The following is a 23,755-nucleotide window of genomic DNA, read 5'->3' on the forward strand; positions in this document are numbered from 1 at the left end:
GTCGCGATATCCAGGATATCTACGATTACCGACCGCGTGAGCAGGGCGAAGTGGCGCTCAAGGTCGACGGCTTGCTCGGTCCTGGCCTGCGTGAACCGATCAGTTTCCAGGTGCGCAAGGGCGAGATTCTGGGCCTGTTCGGGCTAGTGGGCGCGGGGCGTACCGAGCTGTTTCGCCTGCTCAGTGGGTTAGAGCGCGCCAGTGCCGGCAGCCTGGAACTGTGGGGGCAAGCGCTGCAACTGCGCTCACCCCGCGACGCCATCGCCGCCGGGGTATTGCTGTGTCCGGAGGATCGCAAGAAAGAGGGCATCATCCCGCTGGGCAGCGTCGCTGAAAACATCAACATCAGCGCCCGTGGTGCCCATTCCACCTTTGGCTGGCTGTTGCGCGAAGGCTGGGAGAAAGGTAACGCCGACCGACAGATTCAGGCGATGCGGGTCAAAACGCCGAACGCGGCGCAGAAGATCATGTACCTGTCCGGCGGCAATCAGCAGAAGGCCATCCTCGGCCGCTGGTTGTCGATGCCGATGAAGGTCCTGCTGCTGGACGAACCCACCCGGGGTATCGACATCGGCGCCAAGTCGGAGATCTACCAAATCATCCATAACCTGGCGGCCAGCGGCATAGCGGTGATCGTGGTGTCCAGCGACCTGATGGAGGTGATGGGCATCTCCGACCGCATCCTGGTGATGAGTGAGGGCGCCTTGACCGGTGAGTTGCCCCGCGCCCAAGCGGATGAAGCGCGCCTGCTGCAACTGGCGCTGCCACAGTCGCGGGCTTGAACAAGAACAAGAGGGTTTGGCTATGTCTGAGGTAAAAACTGCAAAGGGTTTCTGGCCGGGTTTCAATCAGCGCAAATTTCTCGATGACTGGGTGATGCTGCTGGCGGCACTGGGCATTTTTGTGCTCAGCGCGGTGTTCATCGATAACTTCCTCTCACCGCTGAACATGCGCGGTCTGGGCCTGGCGATTTCGACTGTCGGTATTGCTGCGTGCACCATGTTGTTCTGCCTGGCCTCAGGGCACTTCGACTTGTCGGTAGGCTCGGTGATCGCCTGCGCCGGGGTGGTGGCGGGCATCGTGATGCGCGACACCGACAGCGTGGTACTCGGCGTGTCGGCGGCCTTGGCCATGGGCCTGGTGGTAGGGCTGATCAACGGCATCGTGATCGCCAAGCTGCGCATCAATGCGTTGATTGCCACCCTGGCGACCATGCAGATCGTGCGCGGCCTGGCCTACATCTTCTCCAACGGCAAGGCGGTGGGGGTGATGAATGAAGGGTTCTTCGTGTTCGGCAACGGCCAACTGCTGGGCGTGCCGGTGCCGATCATCATCACCGTCCTGTGCTTTGTGTTCTTTGGCTGGCTGCTCAATTACACCACCTATGGGCGCAACACCATGGCCATTGGCGGCAACCAGGAAGCCGCGTTGCTCGCCGGGGTCAATGTCGATCGCACCAAGATCATCATTTTTGCCGTGCATGGTTTGATCGGCGCATTGGCCGGGGTGATCCTCGCGTCACGCATGACCTCGGGCCAGCCGATGATTGGCCAGGGGTTCGAACTGACCGTGATCTCGGCTTGTGTGCTGGGCGGGGTGTCGCTGAGCGGTGGCATCGGCATGATCCGCCATGTGATTGCCGGGGTGTTGATTCTGGCGATCATCGAGAATGCGATGAACCTGAAGAACATCGATACCTTTTACCAATATGTGATTCGTGGCTCGATCCTGTTGCTGGCGGTGATAATCGACCGCATGAAACAACGTTAATGTTCGCCCTGTGAAGATCAAACTGTGGGAGCTGGCTTGCTGTGGCGAGCAAGCTTGCTTGCGCTGGGGTGCGAAGCGCCCCCAAAAGCCGGCTCCAGCTGCGCTGTCGAACGGGAGCAAGCTCCCTCGCCACAGCAAGCCAGCTCCCACTTTGGATCTCCTGTGTTCAGGAGGGCGGTATTTGCCATAATGCCCCCGCTTTCATACTTATAGGCCCGATATGCAGGAAAACGTCCACACCCCCGTCAAAGACGCCGCCCCCACCGGTACCCAGACCCTGTTGCGCGGCCTGGGCGTGGTGCAAGCGGTGGCGGCTGGTGCGCGGGATCTCAAGGAGATCGCCCGGCGCATCGGCACCACGCGCAGCACAACGCACCGCCTGGCCAGTTGCCTGGTGGACGAGCGTTACCTGCGCGTGGTGCCCCAGGTCGGTTATCTGCTGGGGCCCAAGCTGATCGAGTTGGGGTTCCAGGCCCGTGAAGAGTTGCCCTTGGTGAACCTGGCGGTGCCCTACCTGGATGAGTTGTCGGCGCTGACCGGCGACACCATTCACCTGGCGATTCGTGAGTACGACGAGGTGCTTTACCTGCACAAGAACCCCGGCCGCAATGGGCCGGAAATGCGCTCGCGGGTCGGCCATCGCATGCCGCTGGCGCGCACTGGTATCGGCAAGGCGTTGATGCTGGATGATTCGCCGCAGGAGTGGCAGCGCTTGTATGAGGCGAGCTTGCCGGCGGTGGGCAAGAGCCTGCAATGGCCGCAGCACCCGGAGCAATCCTGGGCGCAGTTCGAACAGCGCATGCATGAGTATGTAGAGGGTGGCTACGCGTTTGATCTCGAAGACAACGAGCCTTCGATCCGCTGCGTGGCCGCACCGGTGCGCGATGCCAGCGGGCGCATTGTCGCCGGCATCAGCATTGCCAGTACGGTGCCCTACATGCCGCTGGAGAAAATGGCCGAACTGATCCCTGTGATCAAACAGGTCGCAGCCCGGCTGTCAGCGGAGTTGGGCGCCAAGGCCTGATCAGGCTTTCAGGCTCGCCATGTCGATGACAAAGCGGTACTTCACATCACCGGCAATCATGCGCGCATAAGCTTCGTTGATCTGCCGGATGTCGAGCATCTCGATGTCGCAGGTAATGCCATGCTCGGCGCAGAAATCCAGGACTTCCTGGGTTTCGGCAATGCCGCCGATCAGCGAGCCGGCCAAGACTTTACGACCCAGCACCAGCTTGGCAGCGTTGACGGGTGGGTCCACCGGCTCGATCAGGCCGATCAGGATATGCACGCCGTCAAAGCGCAGCACATCGAGGTAGGGGTTCAGGTCGTGCTGGACCGGGATGGTGTCCAGCAGGAAATCGAAGTGCCCGGCAGCGGCTTTCATCTGCTCGGCATCCGTGGACACGATCACATGGTCGGCGCCCTGGCGACGGCCTTCCTCGGCCTTGCTGGCCGAGCGTGTGAACAAGGTGACTTCGGCGCCCATGGCCTTGGCGAACTTGATGCCCATGTGGCCCAGGCCACCCATGCCGAGAATCCCGACTTTATCGCCGGCCTTTACGCCGTAGTGCTTGAGGGGCGAGTAGGTGGTGATGCCTGCGCACAGGATCGGCGCAGCGCTGGCCAGGTCGAGCTTGGCCGGGATCTTCACCACGAAATGCTCGCTGACCACGATGCTATCGGAGTAGCCGCCCATGGTGTTGCTGCCATCCACGCGGTCCGGCGTGGCGTAGGTCATGGTCGGGCCTTCGAGGCAGTATTGCTCAAGGTCTGATTGGCAGGCTTCGCAGTGACGGCACGAGTCCACCATGCAACCCACGCCAACCAGGTCACCGACTTTATGGGCAGTCACGTTGGCGCCGACCGCGGTGACTTTGCCGACAATCTCGTGGCCCGGCATCAGCGGGTACACGGCGATGCCCCATTCGTTGCGCGCCTGGTGGATGTCGGAGTGGCACACGCCGCAGTAAAGAATCTCGATGGCCACGTCATCGACGCGCGGGCTGCGGCGTTCAAATGACATTGGGGCGAGGGGCGTGGTGGCCGACTGGGCGGCGTAACCGATGGCGGTGTACATAGTAAACCTCACAAAAGCTTGGACTGCAGAGGCGGCAAATTCTGCGCGCCGGCCCCTGGCGCGAACATGGCAATTGCTCCGAGTCTCATGCCTATTCGTCCGGCAGTGCCTGAGGTTTGGATATATTGGCCGCCAGACCTGCGATGATGGTGTCATCCCTTATTCGCGAAGTTTTTTGCCATGCTGTTGACCCGCCATTTAGACGCCAATGCCACGCTGGTTTCCTTGATCGAAGGGCTCACGCCCCGCGATGGTTTTTCCCCGACTCACCTGCCCGGTGTGCAGGTGCTGCGTGCCAGTTGCGATGTGGCGCGTGGGCCGCAGATCTATGAACCAAGCCTGATGTTCGTGGCCCAGGGCAGCAAGGTCGCCTACCTCGGCCCGCGCACGTTGGAGTATGGCGCCGGACATTACCTGATCCAGGCGATGCCGGTGCCGTTCGAATGCGAGACCTTTGCCATGGCCCCCGAGGCGCCCCTGTATGGCGTTACGGTAGGCATCGATCGGGTGGTGTTGGGCGAGTTGGTGATTGCCATGGGTATGCAGGCCGGGCCGCCGCCGACCGCGCAGACCTTGGAGTCGATGAGCTCGGTGGTGCTCGATGATGCCATGCGCGGCTGCGTCGAGCGGTTGTTGCAGTGCCTGCACGATCCGCTGGAAAGCCGGATCATGGGGCCTGCGCGGGTGCGCGAATTGTTGTTCACCGCCTTGCGTGGGCCTCAGGCCGATGTGTTGCGTGCGCTGGTGGAACAACAGGGGCAGTTTTCGCGCATCGCCACCTCATTGAATCACCTGCATGCCCATTACGCCGAGCCGCTGAATATCGAGACGTTGGCCGGGTATGCGCACATGAGTGCGTCGACCTTTCATGAGCATTTCAAGCGCTGCACCTTGTTATCGCCAGTGCAGTACCTCAAGCGCCTGCGGTTATTGAAGGCCCAGCAGTTGCTGCTGGTGGAAGGCATGAGCGTGGCGCAGGCGGCGCACAAGGTGGGGTACCAGAGCACGTCGCAGTTCAGTCGGGAGTACAAGCGCTATTTCCTGCGCAACCCGGGGGAAGAGCGGGCCGCCTGACACCACGAGGTCATTGTGGGAGCTGGCTTGCCTGCGATAACGGTGGGTCAGCTATACATTTGGCACCTGAAGACCGCCATCGCAGGCAAGCCAGCTCCCACATTTTGATCGATGCCGCCCACAAAAAAGGCTCCCATCTCGGGAGCCTTTTCTGGTTAAGCGAACGACTTACATATTCGGGTAAGTCGGCCCACCCGCACCTTCCGGCGTCACCCAGGTGATGTTCTGCGAAGGGTCCTTGATATCACAGGTCTTGCAGTGCACGCAGTTCTGGGCGTTGATCTGGAAGCGTTTCTCGCCGTCTTCCTTGGTCACCACTTCATACACGCCAGCCGGGCAGTAGCGCTGCGCCGGTTCATCGTAGAGCGGCAGGTTGGTGCCGATCGGGATGCTTGGGTCTTTGAGCTTCAAGTGGCACGGCTGCTCTTCTTCATGGTTGGTGCCGGAGATGAACACCGAGCTCAGTTTGTCGAAGCTCAGCTTGCCGTCGGGTTTGGGGTAGTCGATCTTCTGGCTGTCTTTGGCCAGCTTCAGGCAGGCGTAGTCCGGCTTGGTGTCGTGCAGGGTGAAAGGGATCTTGCCGCCGAAAATGTTCTGGTCGAGCCAGTTGAAACCGCCGCCGATGATTGCGCCGAACTTGTGCACGGCCGGGCCGAAATTACGGCTGGCGAACAGTTCTTCGTACAGCCAGCTGGCTTTGAAGCTGTCGACATATGTGGTCAGCTCATCACCGCCCTCGGATTCGGCAAACAGGCGGTCGGCCACGGCGTCGGCGGCGAGCATGCCGGACTTCATCGCGGTGTGACTGCCTTTGATCTTGGCGAAGTTCAGGGTGCCCAGATCGCAACCGATCAGCGCGCCGCCCTTGAAGACCATCTTCGGCAGCGAATTCAGGCCACCTTTGCAGATCGCGCGGGCGCCGTAGCTGACCCGCTTGCCGCCTTCCAGGTACTGGGCCAGCACCGGGTGGTGCTTGAGGCGCTGGAATTCATCGAACGGCGACAGGAAGGTGTTGCTGTAGGACAGGTCGACGATCAGCCCGACCACGACTTGATTGTTTTCCAGGTGATAAAGGAACGAGCCACCGGTGTTCTCTTTACCCATGATGTCCAGCGGCCAACCGGCGGTGTGCACCACCAGGCCCGGCTGATGCTTGGCTGGGTCGATTTCCCAGATTTCCTTCAGGCCAATGCCGTAGTGCTGGGCGTCGGCGTCGCTGTCCAGGTTGAAGCGCTGGATCAGTTGCTTGCCGATGTGGCCACGGCAACCTTCGGCGAACAGCGTGTACTTGCCACGCAGTTCCATGCCCGGGGTGTACAGGCCGTCTTTTGGCTTGCCTTCACGGTCGACGCCGAGGTCGCCGGTGATGATGCCGCGTACCACGCCGTTCTCGTCGAACAGCGCTTCCTGGGCGGCGAAGCCTGGGTAGATTTCCACTCCGAGGTTCTCGGCCTGCTGGGCCAGCCAGCGGCACAGGTTGCCCAGGGAAATGATGTAGTTGCCTTCGTTGTGCATGGTCTTGGGCACAAAGAAGTCGGGCACCTTGGTGGAGGCTTCCGGGCTGCGCAGTACATAGATGTCATCGCGCACCACGGGCGTGTTGAGCGGGGCGCCGAGTGCTTTCCAGTCCGGGAACAGCTCGTTCAGGGCACGTGGTTCAAACACGGCACCGGAGAGGATATGGGCGCCGACTTCGGAGCCTTTCTCGACCACGCAGACGCTGATTTCCTTACCGGCTTCGGCGGCCTTCTGCTTCAGTCGGCAGGCGGCAGACAGGCCAGCCGGGCCAGCGCCGACGATGACCACGTCGAATTCCATGTATTCGCGTTCCACAGGCTATCTCCTACTCAAGGCTCAACAGGCTTTTTTTTCTAATGGGTGGAGGTTCGGTGTGGTTCTGCGCGAAGGCAGCACCCACCTGTCTCTCTAGGTGGCGCATTATATATAGACCACTGACAGCGTCCAATACAAACGTTTGTTTGAATTGCCTGCAGCCTAGATAAATCAAAGCAACGGGGCTTATGACTGACCATTTTGCCGTATTGACCAGAATAGGCGTTCCGGTCAAGATACGGTCGGTTTTGCGCTTCCCGTAGGCAGACTGCAGGTTTCAAGAGCACGTCCAAAGACAGGCCGAAGGCAATAAAGGTGATGCGCCCCCAAACGTTGGAGCGCAGTTTACACGCCGCGATAAAGAATGACCTCTCAGTCACCACTGACGAACGGTCGTCATTTCCCGTGTGCAAGGCCACTGCCGAGGTCTTTGGAGGTGCCCTTGTGTGCCGATGAGCATCAACCGCCAGGTTCGCCTAGGCGACTTTCTTTTCACCGGAGAGTAACGAGGAATCCATGAAGGTTCTTGTAGCTGTCAAACGCGTTGTCGATTACAACGTGAAAGTTCGCGTCAAGGCGGACAATTCCGGCGTCGACCTTGCTAACGTCAAGATGTCGATGAACCCTTTCTGCGAAATCGCTGTGGAAGAAGCCGTACGCCTGAAAGAGAAAGGCGTGGCGACGGAAATCGTCGTGGTGTCCATCGGGCCGACCACTGCCCAAGAGCAGTTGCGTACCGCTTTGGCCCTGGGCGCCGACCGCGCCATTCTGGTGGAGTCCGCTGAAGAGCTGACCTCCCTGGCCGTTGCCAAGCTGCTCAAGGCCGTTGTCGACAAGGAGCAGCCACAACTGGTGATCCTGGGCAAACAAGCCATCGACAGCGACAACAACCAGACTGGCCAGATGTTGGCTGCACTGACCGGTTACGGCCAGGGCACCTTCGCTTCGAAAGTCGAAGTGAGCGGCGACAGCGTTGCGGTCACCCGTGAAATCGACGGCGGCGCCCAAACGGTTTCCCTGAAACTGCCGGCTATCGTCACCACCGACCTGCGTTTGAACGAGCCGCGTTATGCGTCCCTGCCAAACATCATGAAAGCCAAGAAGAAGCCTCTGGAGACGCTGACTCCGGACGCTTTGGGCGTTTCCACCGCCTCTACCAACAAGACCGTCAAAGTCGAAGCGCCGGCTGCACGCAGCGCGGGCATCAAGGTCAAGTCGGTGGCTGAACTGGTCGAGAAACTGAAAAACGAAGCGAAGGTAATCTAATCATGACTATCTTGGTAATCGCTGAACACAACAACAAGGTACTGGCCCCGGCCACCCTGAACACCGTGGCCGCTGCCGCTAAAATCGGTGGGGACATCCACGTGCTGGTTGCTGGTCAGGGCGCTGGCGCCGTGGCTGAAGCGGCTGCAAAAATCGCAGGCGTGAGCAAAGTCCTGAACGCTGACAATGCCGCTTATGCGCACCAGCTGCCGGAAAACGTTGCACCGCTGGTCGCCGAGCTTGGCGCTGGCTACAGCCACATCCTGGCCGCCGCTACCTCCAACGGCAAAAACATCCTGCCACGCGTTGCCGCGCAGCTGGACGTTGACCAGATCTCCGAGATCATCTCGGTAGAAAGCGCCGATACCTTCAAGCGCCCGATCTACGCCGGCAACGCCATCGCTACCGTGCAGTCCAACGCCTCGGTCAAGGTCATCACCGTGCGTGCCACCGGTTTCGACCCGGTTGCCGCCGAAGGTGGCTCGGCTGCCGTTGAAGCCGTCTCCGCTGCCCACGACGCTGGCACTTCCAGCTTCGTCGGCGAAGAGCTGGCCAAGTCGGACCGTCCTGAACTGACCGCTGCCAAGATCGTCGTTTCCGGCGGGCGTGGCATGCAGAACGGTGACAACTTCAAACACCTGTACGCCCTGGCCGACAAGTTGGGCGCTGCGGTCGGCGCTTCCCGCGCAGCCGTTGATGCAGGTTTCGTACCCAACGACATGCAGGTCGGCCAGACCGGCAAGATCGTTGCGCCACAGCTGTACATCGCCGTCGGTATCTCCGGCGCGATCCAGCACTTGGCCGGTATGAAAGACTCCAAAGTGATCGTTGCGATCAACAAGGACGAAGAAGCGCCGATCTTCCAGGTCGCCGATTATGGCCTGGTGGCGGACTTGTTCGAAGCCGTACCTGAATTGGAGAAGCTGGTCTAATCCAGCCGCTTCACTTATAAAGAGCCCGGTCTTATGACCGGGTTTTTTTTTACTGATCGGGAGAGTCTTGCCATGGAACTGCGCCCCTGGGCCTTACTGCTGGGCCTTACGCTGCTGCCGAGCCTGACGCTCGCCGCCGGCAAGTGCGAGCGTCTGGTGATCACTGGCAGCCCGGACGCACCGCCATTACTCTGGCGTGACCCCCAGGACCCTACGCACCTGATCGGCGCGACCGCTGACGTGCTGCAACAAGTGGGCAAGGAGCTCGGGCTGAAAATCGACCTGCTCTACGGCGGCAAACGCTCCCTGGCCCTGGAGGAAGCGCGTAGCGGGCGCATGGACATTCTCGCCGACGCACCGCTGAATCTGGGTGAGCTGGACCACTTCGACTACATCCATCCGGCGCTGATGCAGACCGACTACCTGGTATGGACGCTTAGGGATTCAGCCGTGGTCTATTCCACCGCCGCCGATTTGCACGGCCACAAAGGCGCAGTCTCGGAACGTGCGCGCTTGAGCGCGGAGTTCGAAACCTTCGCCAGCCAGCAACTCAACCTGCAACGCCTGCCCAATTTGACGCCGGCTTTCCAGAAACTGTTGCTCGGTGAGGTGGACTACGTGCTGGCTGGGCGCTATTCCGGCATGGCCATGGCCCAGACCCTGGGTATGAGTAATGACCTGGTGGCCCATGAGGTGCCTGTCGATCAGCCTGGCCTGTACCTGGCGATTTCCCACAACTCGGCCTGCAATGATCCTTGGCTTCGCGGACAGCTGACGAAAAAGATGACAGAATTGCCCGCCTCCGGTGCCGCTCAAGCCGCGCTGCAGCGCAATCTGGAGCGTTGGAAAGCGCAACTGCAACAACCTGTCGGCACCCCAACAAAGTAGGGATTTACAGTGATTTATCGAGCTCTTTTCGCGGCCCTCGCCGTTGTCGCGCTGGCGGGATGCGCAACCGATCCTGCGCCGATCGAACAAATGCGCCTGACCCAGCAAGCCTTGGAACAAGCCACCGCGGTCGGGGCCAACACCGATGAATCCCCCGAACTGAAGCTGGCCGAAGAAAAATTCGCCCGGGCCAAGGGCAACATGGCCGACCAATCCTACAAGCGAGCGCGTATGCGCGCCGAGCAGGCTGAGCTGGACGCACGCCTGGCCGAAGCCAAAGTGCTGACGGGCAAGAGCCAGGAACAATTGAACGTGCTCAATACCCGTATCACTCGCCTGCGTAAGCAGCTGCAGTTGGGAGAAGCACAATGAGCCCGATGATCCGTGGCCTGAGCTGTGTACTGCTGCTGGGCAGCGTGGCCTTGGGCGGCTGTGCGAGCCAACCCACGAGTGAGCAGGCGTTGCAGCAGGCCGGCGATGACTTTCAAAAGGTCAAGGAAGACGCCAACGTGCTGCGCTTCGCGCCCAAGGACGTGATCCGCGCCGGAGAGTCCCTGGCCCGCGCCGATCGCCTGTCCAGCTACTGGGGCAGCGGCTCCGATGTGGTGCATTACGCCTACCTGAGCCAGCGCTACAGCGCCATCGCCCGAGAGCACACCCAGCAGGGCCTGAATGCCGAGCGCGGCACCCAACTGGAGTTGGAACGTCAGCGCCTGCAACTGGCCTTGCGCGAAAACAAGCTGGCCAGCGTGCAACAGCAGGGCAAGTGGGTTGAAGCGCAAATCGCCAGCCTCACCACCCAGACCGACCGTGGCCTGGTGATGACCCTGGGCGACGTACTGTTCGACACCGGCGAAGCGGAGCTGCAGAACTCGGCCAACCGCACGGTGCTCAAGATCGTGCAATTCCTGCAACTGAACCCCAAGCGTCGGGTGCGCATCGAGGGCTACACCGACAACACCGGTGGCGAGCAGGAAAACCTGAAACTGTCCCGCGACCGGGCTCAATCGGTGGCCGACCTGTTGATGGACCTGGGTATCGATGACAAACGCATTGAGGTCGAGGGGTATGGCGACCAATACCCGGTGGAAGCCAATGCCTCCGAGCGTGGTCGTGCACAGAATCGTCGGGTGGAAATTGTGTTCTCTGACGAGAAGGGCCAATTGGGCGCTGCGCGCTAATAGCTGACGCAGATCCAAATTGTGGGAGCGGGCTTGCTCGCGAATGCGGTGGCTCAGTACTGGATGTGCTGACTGACACACCGCCTTCGCGAGCAAGCCCGCTCCCACATTTCGTTTCGGCGATGCCCACCCCAGCTCCCCCGGCAGTTTTTACTGTCACTCCCGCCCACGCTCGACTATTGTGGCAACTGTCCCCGTACACTTCTAAACTGTGCCGGTATGTTTCACACAAAAATAAAATGCCCGTGAAATCGAGTGCTGCGTCATGACCAATCTGTTGCTTTACCAACGTATTGCCCAGCAACTGGCTGAGGACATCCGCCGCGGTGTCTACCAACCGGGGGAGCGCGTGCCGTCGGTGCGCAAGATGAGTTCCCAGCTCAATGTAAGCCATGCCACGGTGCTGCAGGCCTATGCCAACCTGGAAGACCAGGGGCTGATCCGGGCGCGGCCGCAGTCGGGCTACTACGTGCACCAGACGCCAGCACTCACGGCGCCTACGCCTGATATCGCACGGGTCGAGCGCCCAGGGTTGGTCACCCGTAGCAGTATCATCCAGCAGGTGCTGGTCGAGTCGCGCCGTGAAGGGGTGTTTCCCTTGGGCGCGGCGGTGCCGAGTGTCGACTACCTGCCAGTGCGGGCACTGCATCAGCAGTTGGCCAAGGTCACGCGTTTCCAGAGCCCACGGGCCTTCAGCTACATGTTCAGCCCTGGCTTTGAACCCCTGCGGCGCCAGGTGGCGATCCGCATGCGCGATGCCGGGGTGGTAGTGGACCCTTCCGAAGTGGTGATCACCCACGGCTGTGTCGACGCCTTGCAAATGTCGCTGCGCGTGCTGACGCGCCCTGGCGACCTGATCGCGGCTGAGTCGCCGACCTATTACGGCTTGCTGCAATTGGCTGATTTGCTGGGCCTCAAGGTGATCGAGATCCCCAGTGACCCTGCCACGGGCATGAGCCTGGAAGCCCTGCAACTGGCCGCCAACCAATGGTCGATCAAGGCGCTGGTGCTGACTACGCGCTTGAGTAACCCGCTGGGCGGCACCATGCCAGAGGAGCGGCAGAAACAGTTGCTGCGCCTGGCGTCGGACTTTGATATCCAGATCGTCGAAGATGATATTTACGGCGAGTTGATGTTCGAACTCGGCCGCACCAAAGCCCTCAAGGCCTACGACCGCCTCGACCGGGTGATCTATTGCTCAAGCTTTTCCAAGACCTTGTCGCCGGGCGTACGCATTGGCTGGATGATTGCCGGTAAATACCAGCAGGAAATCCAGCGCCTGCAGATGTTCAGCACGCATTCGGCATGCAGCGTCACCCAGATGGGCGTCGCGGCCTATCTGGAAAACGGTGGCTACGACCGTCATTTGCGCTACATCCGCCAGGAATACCGCAAGAACCTCAGCGCCTTCCAATTGGCGGTGCAGCAGTATTTCCCCGAGGGCACCCAGATGACCCGCCCGACCGGCGGCTTTATCCTGTGGGTCAGTTTGCCGGGGCGGGTCAATACTCAGGAACTGCATGTGCGTGCCCTGCAACAAGGCATCAGCATTGCGCCAGGGCTGATTTTCAGTAATACCGAACAGTTCAACCACTGTATTCGCCTCAATTGCGGCACGCCGTGGAACCGCGAGGCGGAGAGGGCGTTGATGACCCTGGGAATGCTTGCCAGCCAGCTGTGCCAAGAGGCCGCAGCGGGTTTTTGAGGCGAGCAAAGGGGACAAGACTGATCTGTGCCCTTGTCATGCCGCGCACAACAAGCGAGCATATGGCCTTCTGCCGTTAATGCTGTTGGCGATATGACTTCTATTTTTCGCGTTACGTTGATGCTTGGTCTGCTGAGCCTGTGCAATGCCGGTAGCGTGCTGGCGGCAGCACCTGTGGCTGAAGGCAAGCCTGTTGTCGGTGCCGAGCAAAAGACCTCAGCCAAGCAGCCAACGCCTGCGAAAAAATCCCCTGCTGCGCAAAAAAAAGCCGCTTCGACCAAAAAGCGTGCACCCGTGGCGAGCAAGTCCAAGTCGGCCCATGAGGTCGCCCAGACCAAACTGCCACCGGCACAGTTGGACCTGTCCCTGCCTTCGGACATGGTCAGGCACTTGCAACCCATTGGCACCATGCCCAAGCCCAAGAGCGTGCCTCTGTTGCCGCCGATGTTTGGTGAAAAGCCCACCGACAACAGTGCGTTCCAGATCAACGGCCGCTTGCTCAGCAATGAGATGAAGCTGCAACTGCGTAACGAAGAGCGCCGTGATGTAGAAGGGGCTGCGCTGGATTTCGAATTCAAGCAATAAACTTTCGGTCCACAGGTGACCCAGGTTGCCGACCATCTGTCGCAGACTGGTTGGTCATTTTTGTTTTGTGCGAAAAACCCTGTTGGGCCATTTTAAAACAGCTGTTTAAGGGCGTACTCTAGCCCGGCCATCCCTATTGAGTCGTCGAGGACCTGCTGGTCATGAAATGCCGTGAAGGCTGTGGCGCCTGCTGCATTGCCCCCTCCATCAGTTCGCCACTACCCGGAATGCCTCAGGGCAAACCCGCTGGCGTTCGCTGCGTGCACCTGTCGGTGGAACAACTGTGCCAGTTGTTCGGTCAACCGCAGCGGCCAGCCGTGTGCAGTGATTTCAAGGCCGATATTGAGGTGTGCGGCAACGACCAGGCCGATGCCATCCGCCTGATCGGCTGGTGGGAGCAGATGACGGCGGCTTGATGGGCTTTACTATCGGAACTTCAACAATAAGGAATACAACGATGGGTTCGCTGAAACGAGTGGCTGTGCTGTGCGGTTTTACGCTGTTGTTTGCGGCCACTGCCCAGGCTGAGGATTGGCAAGTCGCCAAGGACGAAGACGGTATCAAGGTGTCGCTGAGCGAGATTGCCGGTTCCAAGTACAAGGCCTATCGCGGCGTGACCGTGATCAAAGCGCCTTTGGCCAAGGTCCAGGCGCTGCAGGAAGATGTGGTCGGTGCTTGCGCATGGATCCATGAATGCAAATCCCAGAAGCTCGTCGACAAGAAAGGCGACGAAGCCTGGACCTACACCCAGTTCAAGGCCCCGTTCCCTGTGACGGACCGCGACTCGTACATCCACGTCACCACCACCAAAGCCGCTGACGGCACCGTCACGCGCAAGCTGGAAGGCGTGCCGACCTACAAGCCTGAAGCAAAAGGCTACGTGCGGGTCGCCCAGGTGGAGGGTTTCTGGAAACTGGTGCCAAAGGGCGATAACCAGACCGAAGTCACCTACCAGGTACACACCGAGCCAGGCGGCAGCGTGCCGTCGTGGCTGGCCAACAAGTTTGTGGTGGACGCGCCGTTCAACACCTTGAAAGCCTTGAAAGAACACGCTGAAAAATAAGTGCAGTTGATCCGGTGCCTCCGGCCTTGAGTGGAACGTTTGGCGAGCCCTCACGGTCCAGATAGAAGTAAGCCCACCTATGGGTTTTATCGAGGAGGCACCGATGCCGAAGTGGAATGTTTCTTTCATCAACGACCGCGGCGAGCCGGTAGTCGAGCAATTCGACTGCGAGCATGAGCCGACGCTGGAAGAAGCCGCACAAATGGTGCGCGTGCGTGTGTCGCCGGTGTTGGAAAAGCTGGACCTTAACGATCTTGCCGACCGTGTCCCCGACCCCACGGTCAAGAGCCTGCATGATCAGAATGGTATCAAGGACCTCAAGGTCGAACCCGCGGCCTGAACATTTTCTATAGACCCTTCAAGCACCTCTGGTGGCGGCGATAGCTTCACGCTACTCTGCAATCGAGATCAGCGAATGAATCGCTAAGGTCTGGTCTTGTCAGCTACATGCTTGTTTTCCTGCGGTGTTGTTATGCCGTGGTGCCCGCGTCAGCAGGGCGCGGGGCTTCAGGAAGCACGGAAAGTCTATCCATCGGTGTGAGGAGGACGTTTCATGAGCACAGCCTATCAAGAAGACATCAGCACCAACGTACTGCGCCGCATGAAAGAAGGCGGCTTTGATTTCTCGCGCTTTCACCCCATCGAGTTCTACGCCATTTTCCCGGATGAGGAACGGGCGCGCAGGGCTGCGGGTCGATTTCGTGGGGAGTCCCTCAACGCCCAGGTCAGCGCGCGCGACGATGGCGCCTGGTACCTGGAACTGAGCAAAATCATGTTCGCAACCTACGACGGCATAGGAGACTTCGAGCAAGACTTTGAAGCGGTGGTCGAGCCCCTGGGAGGGATCATCGAAGGATGGGGCGTCAAGCAGGAGGTGCGTGGGTTACCCATGTAGTTGGTATTTATGAGCAGCACAGCGTATCGGCTGACCTTTGGGTCGGCCGATTTTGTTTGGGCTACCGTCGCAACGGAAACTGCCGTTTCAGGCGCAAAAAAAAGCCACCCGAATAGGGTGGCGGAAAGGGAAGACCGAGGAGTCATCAGTACACGAGTCAATACGTTACTGAATGTGCAAAGGGTTTGGCTGTAGGACACGTCCTGTTCAACCGATGTGGGCGATTATCCGCATGTGCAGGCGGGCAGTGAAATCAACTCTGACTATGCTGTTGATAGCCAAACGCCGCATTGCAACGGAGCGTACGGCGTGGCCCAGGCAATTACGCGCACCAGGACGGTGCGGCAAATCCCCTCGGATTATGCAACTGTTTGATTATCAAGTGTTTATGCCGCTGGCACGGGCCTTGCGAAGGTTCTTGAGTCCGGGTGACAAGGAGTACGGCATGATCCGCACTTATTACGATGAAATGTACGATGGGGCAGGGCAGGTTCGCCCCCATTATCGCGAGTTCGCCCGTTGGTTGGCCGACACCCCTGCCGAACTGCTGGCCCAGCGCCGGCGTGAAGCCGATTTGCTGTTCCACCGCGCCGGCATCACCTTCACCCTCTACGGGGACGAACAAGGCACCGAGCGCCTGATCCCCTTCGATACCATCCCCCGCAGCATTCCGGCGAGTGAATGGCGGGTTGTCGAACGCGGTTGCATCCAGCGGGTCAAGGCGCTGAACCTGTTCCTCACCGACCTGTACCACGACCAACGCATCATCAAGGCCGGCATCATCCCCGCCGAGCAGGTATTGGCCAACGAGCAATACCAACTGGCAATGCAAGGCCTGGATTTGCACCGCGATATCTATTCGCACATCTCCGGGGTGGACCTCGTACGCGATGGCGACGGCACGTACTACGTGCTCGAAGACAACCTGCGCACGCCCAGCGGTGTCAGCTACATGCTCGAAGACCGCAAGATGATGATGCGTCTGTTCCCCGAGTTGTTCGCGGCCCAGCGCATCGCGCCCATCGACCATTACCCCAACCTGCTGCTCGACACCCTCAAAAGCGCCAGCCCCCTGGATAACCCCAGTGTGGTGGTACTGACGCCCGGGCGTTTCAACAGCGCGTTCTTCGAACATGCCTTCCTGGCTCGGGAAATGGGTGTGGAGTTGGTGGAAGGCGCGGATTTGTTCGTGCGCGATGACCGTGTGTTCATGCGCACCACCGATGGGCCCAAGGCTGTCGATGTGATCTACCGTCGCCTCGATGATGCATTTCTAGATCCCTTGGCATTCAACCCCGACTCGATGCTTGGTGTACCCGGCCTGCTCGCCGCCTATCGTTGCGGCAATGTGGTGCTGGCCAACGCCATTGGCACCGGAGTCGCGGACGACAAATCGGTTTACCCGTTCGTCACCGAGATGATCCGCTTCTACCTCGATGAAGAGCCGATCCTGCAGAACGTTCCGACGTTTCAATGCCGTAAGCCTGACGAGTTGTCCCACGTGCTGGCCAACCTGCCCGACTTGGTGGTCAAGGAAACCCAGGGCTCCGGTGGTTACGGCATGCTGGTTGGCCCGGCGTCTACAACCGCAGAAATCGAAGCGTTCCGGGCGCGTATCAAGGCCAAGCCACACGCCTATATCGCGCAGCCGACCCTGTGCTTGTCCACCTGCCCGACCTTTGTCGAAAACGGCATCGCCCCGCGCCATATCGACCTGCGCCCCTTCGTGTTGTCCGGCAAGGACACCCGCGTGGTGCCGGGTGGCCTGACCCGTGTGGCGCTGCGCGAAGGCTCGCTGGTGGTCAACTCGTCCCAGGGCGGCGGAACCAAAGACACCTGGGTGGTCGAGGACTGATGCCATGTTGAGTAGAACTGCCTCGGATTTGTACTGGATGTCGCGCTACCTGGAGCGTGCCGAAAACCTCGCGCGCATGCTCGATGTCAGCTATTCGCTATCGCTGATGCCCCAGGACGGGCGCGGCGATGGCCTGCATGAATTAGCCATGCCGCTGTTGATCACCGGCACTCTGGACGATTACCACGAGCGCCATGGCCCACTGCACGCTGAACGCTTGCTGCATTTTTTTGCCTTGGACGCGGCCAACCCGGCGAGCATCTACAGCTGTCTGGGCGCGGCGCGGGCCAGCGCCCATGCGGTACGTGGGCGGATCACCGCCGACATGTGGGAAAACATCAACGCCACCTGGCTGGACATTCGCGATATCGCCCAGCAGGGGCTCAGCCATTACGGCATGAGCCGGTTTTGTGAGTGGGTCAAGGAGCGTTCCCATCTGTTTCGGGGCGCCACGTACGGCACCATCATGCGCAACGATGCCTTTCGCTTTATCCGCCTGGGCACCTTTATCGAGCGCGCCGATAACACCCTGCGCCTGCTGGATGCCCGCTACGAAATGGCCGGCGAACAGGCGGCGGCGGTCAGCGATGGCACGGCTCACGCGTATTACCAATGGAGTGCGTTGCTGCGCGCACTGTCGTCGTTCGAGGCGTACACCGAGATTTATCGCGATGCGCCAGGCGCTCGGCAAGTGGCCGAGCTGCTGCTGTTACGCGCCGATGTGCCGCGTTCGCTGCGTGCTTGCAGCGAAGAGATCGACCAGATCCTCGCCAGCCTGCCAGGCCTCAATGGCCGCCCGGCCCAGCGCTTGGCCGCCGAGATGGATGCGCGCCTGCGCTTTACCGCCATCGACGAAATCCTCGAGGAAGGCCTGCATGCCTGGCTGACCGACTTTATCCCTTTGGTCCGCCAGTTGGGCGACGCCATCTACAGTTCCTACCTGGAGGCGGCATGAGACTCTCCATCAGCCACGACACCACCTACCACTACGAAGACCAGGTGCGCGCCAGCATCCAGTACCTGCGCCTGACCCCCCATGACAGCGAGCGCCAGCACGTGCTGAGCTGGCAACTCGACCTGCCGCGCCCGGTGCGGGCGCAGGTGGACCCGTTCGGCAACATCCTGCATGTGCTCACCCTGGACGAGCCCCATGACGCCATTATCATTGGCGCCCGGGGCGTGGTGGAGATCGATGAATTGCGCGAGGCCGAACACGAAAGCCAGTCTGCCTTTCCGTTCCTGCGCTCCACGCGCCTCACCGAGCCCGACGACGCCCTGCGCGGGTTTGCCGAGCAAAACTGCCATCAGCGTCGCGACCGCACGGCGCTTATCGACTTGATGCAGGCGCTCAACCACACCATGGTCTACACCCCCGGCGCGACCGACGTCGATACCTGCGCCGCCCAAGCGTTCGCAGGGGGCGCTGGGGTGTGCCAGGACCATACCCATGCGTTCCTGGCCTGCGCACGCAGCCTGGGGATCCCGGCGCGGTATGTGTCGGGGTATTTGTACACCGAAGACAGCGCGCACCTGGCCAGTCATGCCTGGGCCGAAGCCTGGCTGGATGACGCCTGGTACAGCTTTGACGTGACCAACCAACTGGCGCGGCCGGAGCGGCACTTGAAGCTGGCCATCGGCCTGGACTACCTCGACGCCTGCCCGGTACGCGGCATGCGCCGTGGCGGTGGGCATGAGCAGATGCATGCCAAGGTATTTGTGGCGCCGCAGCAATGATCGATAACTGATAACTGTAGGAGCGAGCAAGCTCGCTCCTACAATTTGCGGCCCGCCATATGCCGCAGATACCCCACCAGCAAATCCAACTCATTGTCTGGCAATACACTGGCTGTAAACGCCGGCATCTTCGCCTGTGGCCAATGCCTCAGGCTTTGCGGGTCGCGGATGTAACGCTTGAGAAAATCGCCGCTGAAATACTCGGTGGGGTTGTAGGGCACATTCAGGTCCGGCCCCATCTGGGCATCACCGCCGCCATTGAGGCGATGGCACGCCAGGCAGTTCTTCTGGAACAACGCGAAGCCTTGGTTGATCGGGTCGTTCGCCGCCAGCTTCGGGTCGGGCAATAACGCCGGGAAACGCTCGCCAACCGTCTGCAACTGTTTGAACCTGGAGACCTGGAACGGCCACTGTTCCGGGCTGATACGTCCGGCTTGAGGATTGGTCCAGACCAGATAGAAGGGGCCGGCGCTGGGCTTGCCCTGTGCCAGCGGTGGCCATGGATGGGCCGGGTCTTCCACGGCCAGCCAGGCACGGGCGCCGCTGTTTTCCAACAACGGCGCGGCAGAAAGTTCGGCGGCGAAACCATCCAGGGCCACCGCTTGCAGATGGCTCGCAGGCTTCAAACCAGGCAGGAGCGCCGTCAGGGGCACCGCACGATAGGTCATGTTGCGCTTGTAGGACACATCATCGACGATCTGCACCGTCTGAGCGTCGGGATGCTTGAGCAGCTCGGCGGTCTCCCAGGTTTTGTGGGTGTGGTCCAACTCGATGGTCAACTGTGCCGCCGCCGCAGGCAGGCTCAGCAGCAGGGCAAAAAGGGCGAGGATCGGTTTCAAGGCACAGGCCCGTTGCGAGAGAGTGAGGGCGCACACGATAACGGAAAACGGCAGGTAAAAAGACAGCTCCTGCAACAGGAGCGCTAAGCGCAATGTCCTGGCAGGTGCTGCCAAAAGCTGCAGGCCTGGTGCGGTGTGTGCACGGAAGCTGGGAGTGTCACCCAATAACCTTGGTTAAATTGGGCAAGATCAGAATCAAGGTGGTGGCGAACAGGATAAGTCCCGCCTGACGTACTTTCGATTGTTTGAACATGGCTGACTGCCTTTTCTTTTGTTGTTATTCCTGAGCGCCAAATGCGTGCCGTTGAAGTCAGTATCGCGAGGTGACGTTGCACTTTTCTTACAACTGCTCCAGCAAAACCCGGCAGCAGCGTCTTACAGATTCAACCTTAGAGCGCCCGTTCTTTCTGGCTTAGACTCATTTCATATCAGCTAAGAAGTATTTGCGCTAAAAACGGCATGAGGCTTATTGCCATCTTGGCGCCAGCCCTAGGGCTAGACAGCTAAAACGATTAATCAGGCATTTCCCGTAGGTACCTACCGTTCGTCCGAGCGAGGGGGTCAAAAGCAATGAGCGCATCCGTCATTGAAACCGTGTCAATCGGGCCTAAGGTAGGGGCACACACCCATAGCGGTTCGAGGATGTCATGACCCAAGCTTTGATCTTTGATGCGATACGCACGCCCCGGGGAAAAGGCAAGGCCGACGGTGCCCTGCACAGCGTCAAGCCGGTAAACCTGGTGGCCGGCTTGCTCACGGCGCTGGCGCAGCGCAGCGACCTCGACACCCGCCAAGTGGATGATATCGTCTTGGGCTGCGTCACCCCCGTGGGCGACCAGGGCGCCGATATCGCCAAGACCGCCGCGCTGGTGGCCGACTGGGATGTCAGTGTTGCCGGTGTGCAGGTCAATCGCTTCTGCGCGTCGGGCCTGGAGGCGGTGAACCTGGGGGCGATGAAGGTGCGTTCCGGCTTCGAAGACCTGGTGGTCGTCGGCGGCGTCGAATCCATGTCCCGCGTGCCCATGGGCAGCGATGGCGGCGCCTGGGTGCTCGACCCGCAAACCAATATGCATAGCCACTTCACGCCCCAAGGCATTGGCGCCGACCTGATCGCTACCCTGGAAGGCTTCACTCGCCAGGATGTCGACACCTTTGCCCTACAGTCCCAGCAGAAAGCCGCCAGGGCGAGGGCAGACGGTTCCTTCAATAAGTCGTTAATCGCGGTGCACGACCAGAACGGCATCGTGCTGCTGGACCATGACGAATTTATCCGCGGCGACTCAACCCTCGAGGGCTTGGGCAAGCTCAATCCCAGTTTCGAAATGATGGGCCAGATGGGCTTCGACGCCACCGCGTTGCGGGTCTATAGCCACGTGGAGCGCATCCACCATGTGCATACGCCGGGCAACAGTTCCGGCATTGTGGATGGCGCCGCGCTGATGCTGATCGGTTCCGAGGCCAAAGGCCGTGAACTGGGCCTGCAACCGCGGGCGCGTATTGTCGCCACGGCGGTGACCAGTACCGACCCGACCATCATGCTCACCGGCCCCGCGCCGGCCACTCGCAAAGCACTGGCCAAAGCCGGCCTGCGGGTTGAAGACATCGACCTGTTCGAAGTCAACGAAGCCTTTGCTTCGGTCGTGCTCAAGTTCATCAAGGACATGGGCATCGACGCCGCACGGGTCAATGTCAACGGCGGCTCCATCGCCATGGGCCACCCCTTGGGCGCCACCGGCTGCGCGATTCTCGGCACCTTGCTCGACGAGCTCGAGGTGCGCCAGCAACGCTACGGCCTGGCCACCTTGTGTGTCGGCGGTGGCATGGGGATCGCCACCATTATCGAACGCCTCTGAGCCTAAGGAATTTGTCATGACCGATGCCATTCGTTACGAAAAAGGCCAGGACCAGATCGTGGTACTGACCCTGGACATGCCCGGCCAGAGCGCCAACACCATGAACGCCGCCTACCGCGAAGCCATGGCGGCTACCCTCGCGCGCCTGGAAGCGGAAAAGGACGAGATCGCCGGAGTGGTGATCACCTCGGCCAAGAAAACCTTTTTTGCCGGGGGCGACCTCAATGAGCTGATCAAGGTCGATAAAGCCCAGGCCAAGGCGTTCTACGACAGTGTCTTGGTATTGAAAGCGCAATTGCGCCGCCTGGAAACCCTCGGCAAACCGGTGGTCGCCGCGATCAATGGCGCGGCCCTGGGCGGTGGTTGGGAAATTTGCCTGGCCTGCCATCACCGGGTCGCGCTGGACGACAAGTCCGTGCAACTGGGTTTGCCGGAAGTCACCCTCGGCCTGTTGCCCGGGGGCGGCGGCGTGGTGCGTATGGTGCGCATGCTTGGCCTGGAAAAAGCCTTGCCGTATTTGCTCGAAGGCAAAAAGGTGCGGCCCGCCCAGGCCCTGCAAGCGGGTTTGATTGATGAGTTGGCGGCGGATCGCGAGGCATTGCTGGCCCAAGCCCGTGCCTGGATTCTGGCTAATCCGCAGGCCAGGCAACCCTGGGACACCAAGGGCTACGCGATTCCCGGCGGCACGCCGTCCCACCCTAAAGTCGCGCAGATGCTCGCCATTGCGCCGTCGATTTTGCGTAGCAAGACCCAGGGCTGCTTCCCCGCGCCGGAGAAAATCCTCTGTGCTGCAGTCGAGGGCGCCCAAGTGGACTTCGACACCGCACACCTGATCGAAACCCGTTACTTCACCGAACTGGTGACCGGGCAAGTAGCGAAGAACATGATCGGCACCTTCTGGTTCCAGCTCAATCAAATCAATGCCGGCAGCTCGCGACCGCAGGGTTTTGCGCCTTATGTAACGCGCAAAGTCGGCGTGCTCGGCGCCGGGATGATGGGCGCGGGCATCGCCTATGTCAGTGCCTGTGCGGGTATCGAGGTGGTGCTCAAAGACATCACCCTGGCCGCCGCCGAAAAAGGCAAAGCTCATTCGGCCGCATTGCTGGACAAGAAAGTCAGCCGTGGGCAATTGACCGCCGAACAGCGCGAAACCACCCTGGCGCGCATTCATCCTACGCAGGATGACGCCGACCTGGCCGGCTGCGACCTGATCATCGAGGCCGTATTCGAAGACCGCGCACTCAAGGCCAAGGTTTCGGCTGCGGCGCAAAGCGTGGTGGGGGCCGACGCGGTGATCGCCTCCAACACCTCCACCTTGCCCATCAGCGGCCTGGCCACGGCGGTGCCTGATCAAGCCAGGTTCATCGGCCTGCACTTCTTCAGCCCCGTGGACAAGATGCCCTTGGTGGAAATCATCAAGGGGGCGCGCACCAGCGACGAAACCCTGGCCCGAGGTTTTGACTTCGTACTGCAAATCAAGAAAACCCCGATTGTGGTCAACGACAGTCGCGGTTTCTTTACCTCGCGGGTATTCGGCACCTTTACCAACGAAGGCATCGCCATGCTCGGCGAAGGCGTGGCTGCGCCGATGATCGAGACCGAAGCGCGCAAGGCCGGGATGCCAGTGGGGCCGTTGGCGGTGTCCGATGAAGTGTCCCTCAGCCTGATGAGCCATATCCGACAGCAAACGGCCAAGGACCTGCAGGCCGAAGGCAAGGCTATGCCGAATCATCCGGCGACGGCGGTGATTGATCTGTTGGTGAACGAATACAAGCGCACGGGCAAGGCGGCAGGCGGTGGTTTTTACGACTATCCCGCTGGCGGTCAGAAGCATCTGTGGCCTGAGCTGAAAAAACGGTTTGAACAACCCGGCAAGCAAATCTCCCCCCAGGATGTGCGTGACCGCTTGCTGTTTATCCAAGCCATCGAAACCGTGCGCTGTGTGGAGGAGGGCGTGTTGATGTCCACGGCGGATGCCAACGTCGGTTCAATCTTCGGCATCGGTTTTGCCGCTTGGAGTGGCGGCGCGTTGCAGTTTATCAACCAGTACGGGCTGAACGACTTCATCGCCCGCGCCCGCTACCTCGCCGAGGAGTACGGGGAGCGCTTCTCGCCGCCGGCGTTGTTGCTGGAAAAGGCCGCGCAGGGTGAAGTGTTCCGGTAATCAAAATGTAGGAGGGGAGCTTGCTTTGAAGGTGTATTTCA

Annotated in this window: 23 protein-coding genes; 20 read left to right on the top strand and 3 right to left on the bottom strand. The window is 60.4% G+C overall.

Annotated elements, in window-relative coordinates; translation table 11 throughout:
• From GIV35_RS21910 to GIV35_RS21920, 3 genes are all read left to right on the top strand, one after another.
• A partial coding sequence (locus GIV35_RS21910; RefSeq protein ID WP_236485938.1) for an ATP-binding cassette domain-containing protein occupies positions 1 to 782 on the top strand: 782 nt, incomplete at its 5' end.
• A 22-nt stretch (positions 783 to 804) separates the two neighbouring features.
• A complete protein-coding gene (gene araH, locus GIV35_RS21915; protein ID WP_034126745.1) occupies positions 805 to 1,770 on the top strand; it encodes an L-arabinose ABC transporter permease AraH in 966 nt (321 codons plus the stop codon).
• Between the two features lie 220 nt (positions 1,771 to 1,990).
• The gene (locus GIV35_RS21920; protein WP_236264582.1) at positions 1,991 to 2,794 is read left to right on the top strand and encodes an IclR family transcriptional regulator; all 804 of its coding nucleotides are present in this window, start codon (positions 1,991 to 1,993) and stop codon (positions 2,792 to 2,794) included.
• On the opposite strand, the gene GIV35_RS21925 is transcribed toward GIV35_RS21920, so the two are convergent.
• On the bottom strand, positions 2,795 to 3,847 hold the full coding sequence (locus GIV35_RS21925) for an NAD(P)-dependent alcohol dehydrogenase (protein WP_236264583.1): 1,053 nt from the start codon (positions 3,845 to 3,847) through the stop codon (positions 2,795 to 2,797).
• 180 nt (positions 3,848 to 4,027) lie between these two features.
• Here GIV35_RS21925 and GIV35_RS21930 point away from each other — a divergent pair, with 180 nt between their 5' ends.
• On the top strand, positions 4,028 to 4,921 hold the full coding sequence (locus GIV35_RS21930; RefSeq protein ID WP_105227918.1) for an AraC family transcriptional regulator: 894 nt from the start codon (positions 4,028 to 4,030) through the stop codon (positions 4,919 to 4,921).
• A 168-nt stretch (positions 4,922 to 5,089) separates the two neighbouring features.
• Here the strand turns inward: GIV35_RS21930 and GIV35_RS21935 are convergent, their stop codons facing one another.
• Entirely contained in the window at positions 5,090 to 6,754 is a 1,665-nt protein-coding gene (locus tag GIV35_RS21935) for an electron transfer flavoprotein-ubiquinone oxidoreductase (protein ID WP_034126749.1), read from the bottom strand.
• A gap of 516 nt (positions 6,755 to 7,270) precedes the next feature.
• Between GIV35_RS21935 and GIV35_RS21940 the strand changes: the two genes are divergently transcribed.
• The 14 genes from GIV35_RS21940 (at position 7,271) to GIV35_RS22005 (ending at position 18,858) form a co-directional block, all read left to right on the top strand.
• Complete coding sequence (locus GIV35_RS21940) at positions 7,271 to 8,020, top strand: electron transfer flavoprotein subunit beta/FixA family protein (RefSeq protein WP_014719538.1); 750 nt, start codon at positions 7,271 to 7,273, stop codon at positions 8,018 to 8,020.
• 2 nt (positions 8,021 to 8,022) lie between these two features.
• Positions 8,023 to 8,952 carry an electron transfer flavoprotein subunit alpha/FixB family protein gene (locus GIV35_RS21945; RefSeq protein ID WP_236264584.1) on the top strand — a complete coding sequence of 310 codons (930 nt, stop codon included), beginning with the start codon at positions 8,023 to 8,025 and terminating at the stop codon, positions 8,950 to 8,952.
• Positions 8,953 to 9,024: 72 nt separating this feature from the next.
• Positions 9,025 to 9,840, top strand: a complete 816-nt coding sequence (locus GIV35_RS21950; protein WP_236264585.1) for a substrate-binding periplasmic protein — start codon at positions 9,025 to 9,027, stop codon at positions 9,838 to 9,840.
• 9 nt (positions 9,841 to 9,849) lie between these two features.
• Entirely contained in the window at positions 9,850 to 10,212 is a 363-nt protein-coding gene (locus tag GIV35_RS21955; RefSeq protein ID WP_223024162.1) for a DUF4398 domain-containing protein, read from the top strand.
• Positions 10,209 to 11,021 (top strand): OmpA family protein, encoded by an 813-nt coding sequence (locus tag GIV35_RS21960; protein ID WP_034126751.1) that lies wholly within the window; start codon positions 10,209 to 10,211, stop codon positions 11,019 to 11,021. Before GIV35_RS21955 ends, GIV35_RS21960 begins: the two co-directional genes overlap by 4 nt.
• Positions 11,022 to 11,286: 265 nt before the next feature.
• Positions 11,287 to 12,726 (top strand): aminotransferase-like domain-containing protein, encoded by a 1,440-nt coding sequence (locus tag GIV35_RS21965; RefSeq protein WP_003193472.1) that lies wholly within the window; start codon positions 11,287 to 11,289, stop codon positions 12,724 to 12,726.
• A gap of 93 nt (positions 12,727 to 12,819) precedes the next feature.
• Positions 12,820 to 13,311 carry a hypothetical protein gene (locus GIV35_RS21970; protein WP_034126752.1) on the top strand — a complete coding sequence of 164 codons (492 nt, stop codon included), beginning with the start codon at positions 12,820 to 12,822 and terminating at the stop codon, positions 13,309 to 13,311.
• A 161-nt stretch (positions 13,312 to 13,472) separates the two neighbouring features.
• On the top strand, positions 13,473 to 13,727 hold the full coding sequence (locus GIV35_RS21975; RefSeq protein WP_034126753.1) for a YkgJ family cysteine cluster protein: 255 nt from the start codon (positions 13,473 to 13,475) through the stop codon (positions 13,725 to 13,727).
• Between the two features lie 41 nt (positions 13,728 to 13,768).
• On the top strand, positions 13,769 to 14,374 hold the full coding sequence (locus tag GIV35_RS21980) for an START domain-containing protein (RefSeq protein ID WP_034126754.1): 606 nt from the start codon (positions 13,769 to 13,771) through the stop codon (positions 14,372 to 14,374).
• Between the two features lie 79 nt (positions 14,375 to 14,453).
• Positions 14,454 to 14,714 carry a hypothetical protein gene (locus GIV35_RS21985; RefSeq protein ID WP_034126755.1) on the top strand — a complete coding sequence of 87 codons (261 nt, stop codon included), beginning with the start codon at positions 14,454 to 14,456 and terminating at the stop codon, positions 14,712 to 14,714.
• Between the two features lie 213 nt (positions 14,715 to 14,927).
• On the top strand, positions 14,928 to 15,269 hold the full coding sequence (locus GIV35_RS21990; RefSeq protein WP_003193463.1) for a ribonuclease E inhibitor RraB: 342 nt from the start codon (positions 14,928 to 14,930) through the stop codon (positions 15,267 to 15,269).
• Positions 15,270 to 15,714: 445 nt separating this feature from the next.
• Positions 15,715 to 17,124 carry a circularly permuted type 2 ATP-grasp protein gene (locus tag GIV35_RS21995; RefSeq protein WP_034127039.1) on the top strand — a complete coding sequence of 470 codons (1,410 nt, stop codon included), beginning with the start codon at positions 15,715 to 15,717 and terminating at the stop codon, positions 17,122 to 17,124.
• 4 nt (positions 17,125 to 17,128) lie between these two features.
• Positions 17,129 to 18,079 (top strand): alpha-E domain-containing protein, encoded by a 951-nt coding sequence (locus GIV35_RS22000; RefSeq protein WP_034126756.1) that lies wholly within the window; start codon positions 17,129 to 17,131, stop codon positions 18,077 to 18,079.
• Positions 18,076 to 18,858, top strand: a complete 783-nt coding sequence (locus GIV35_RS22005) for a transglutaminase family protein (RefSeq protein WP_200648667.1) — start codon at positions 18,076 to 18,078, stop codon at positions 18,856 to 18,858. The genes GIV35_RS22000 and GIV35_RS22005 overlap by 4 nt, the downstream gene beginning before the upstream one ends.
• Before the next feature lie 38 nt (positions 18,859 to 18,896).
• Here GIV35_RS22005 and GIV35_RS22010 read toward each other — a convergent pair whose 3' ends face one another.
• The gene (locus tag GIV35_RS22010; protein ID WP_202692297.1) at positions 18,897 to 19,697 is read right to left on the bottom strand and encodes a cytochrome c; all 801 of its coding nucleotides are present in this window, start codon (positions 19,695 to 19,697) and stop codon (positions 18,897 to 18,899) included.
• Positions 19,698 to 20,344: 647 nt separating this feature from the next.
• Here GIV35_RS22010 and GIV35_RS22015 point away from each other — a divergent pair.
• The gene (locus GIV35_RS22015) at positions 20,345 to 21,550 is read left to right on the top strand and encodes an acetyl-CoA C-acetyltransferase (RefSeq protein WP_105227908.1); all 1,206 of its coding nucleotides are present in this window, start codon (positions 20,345 to 20,347) and stop codon (positions 21,548 to 21,550) included.
• Positions 21,551 to 21,566: 16 nt separating this feature from the next.
• The gene (locus GIV35_RS22020; RefSeq protein ID WP_236264586.1) at positions 21,567 to 23,714 is read left to right on the top strand and encodes a 3-hydroxyacyl-CoA dehydrogenase NAD-binding domain-containing protein; all 2,148 of its coding nucleotides are present in this window, start codon (positions 21,567 to 21,569) and stop codon (positions 23,712 to 23,714) included.
• The last annotated feature ends 41 nt before the right edge of the window (positions 23,715 to 23,755 follow it).

It is taken from the genome of Pseudomonas sp. PA-1-6B (genome assembly GCF_021609545.1).
In the GTDB taxonomy this organism is placed as follows: Bacteria; Pseudomonadota; Gammaproteobacteria; order Pseudomonadales; family Pseudomonadaceae; genus Aquipseudomonas; species Aquipseudomonas fluorescens_BV.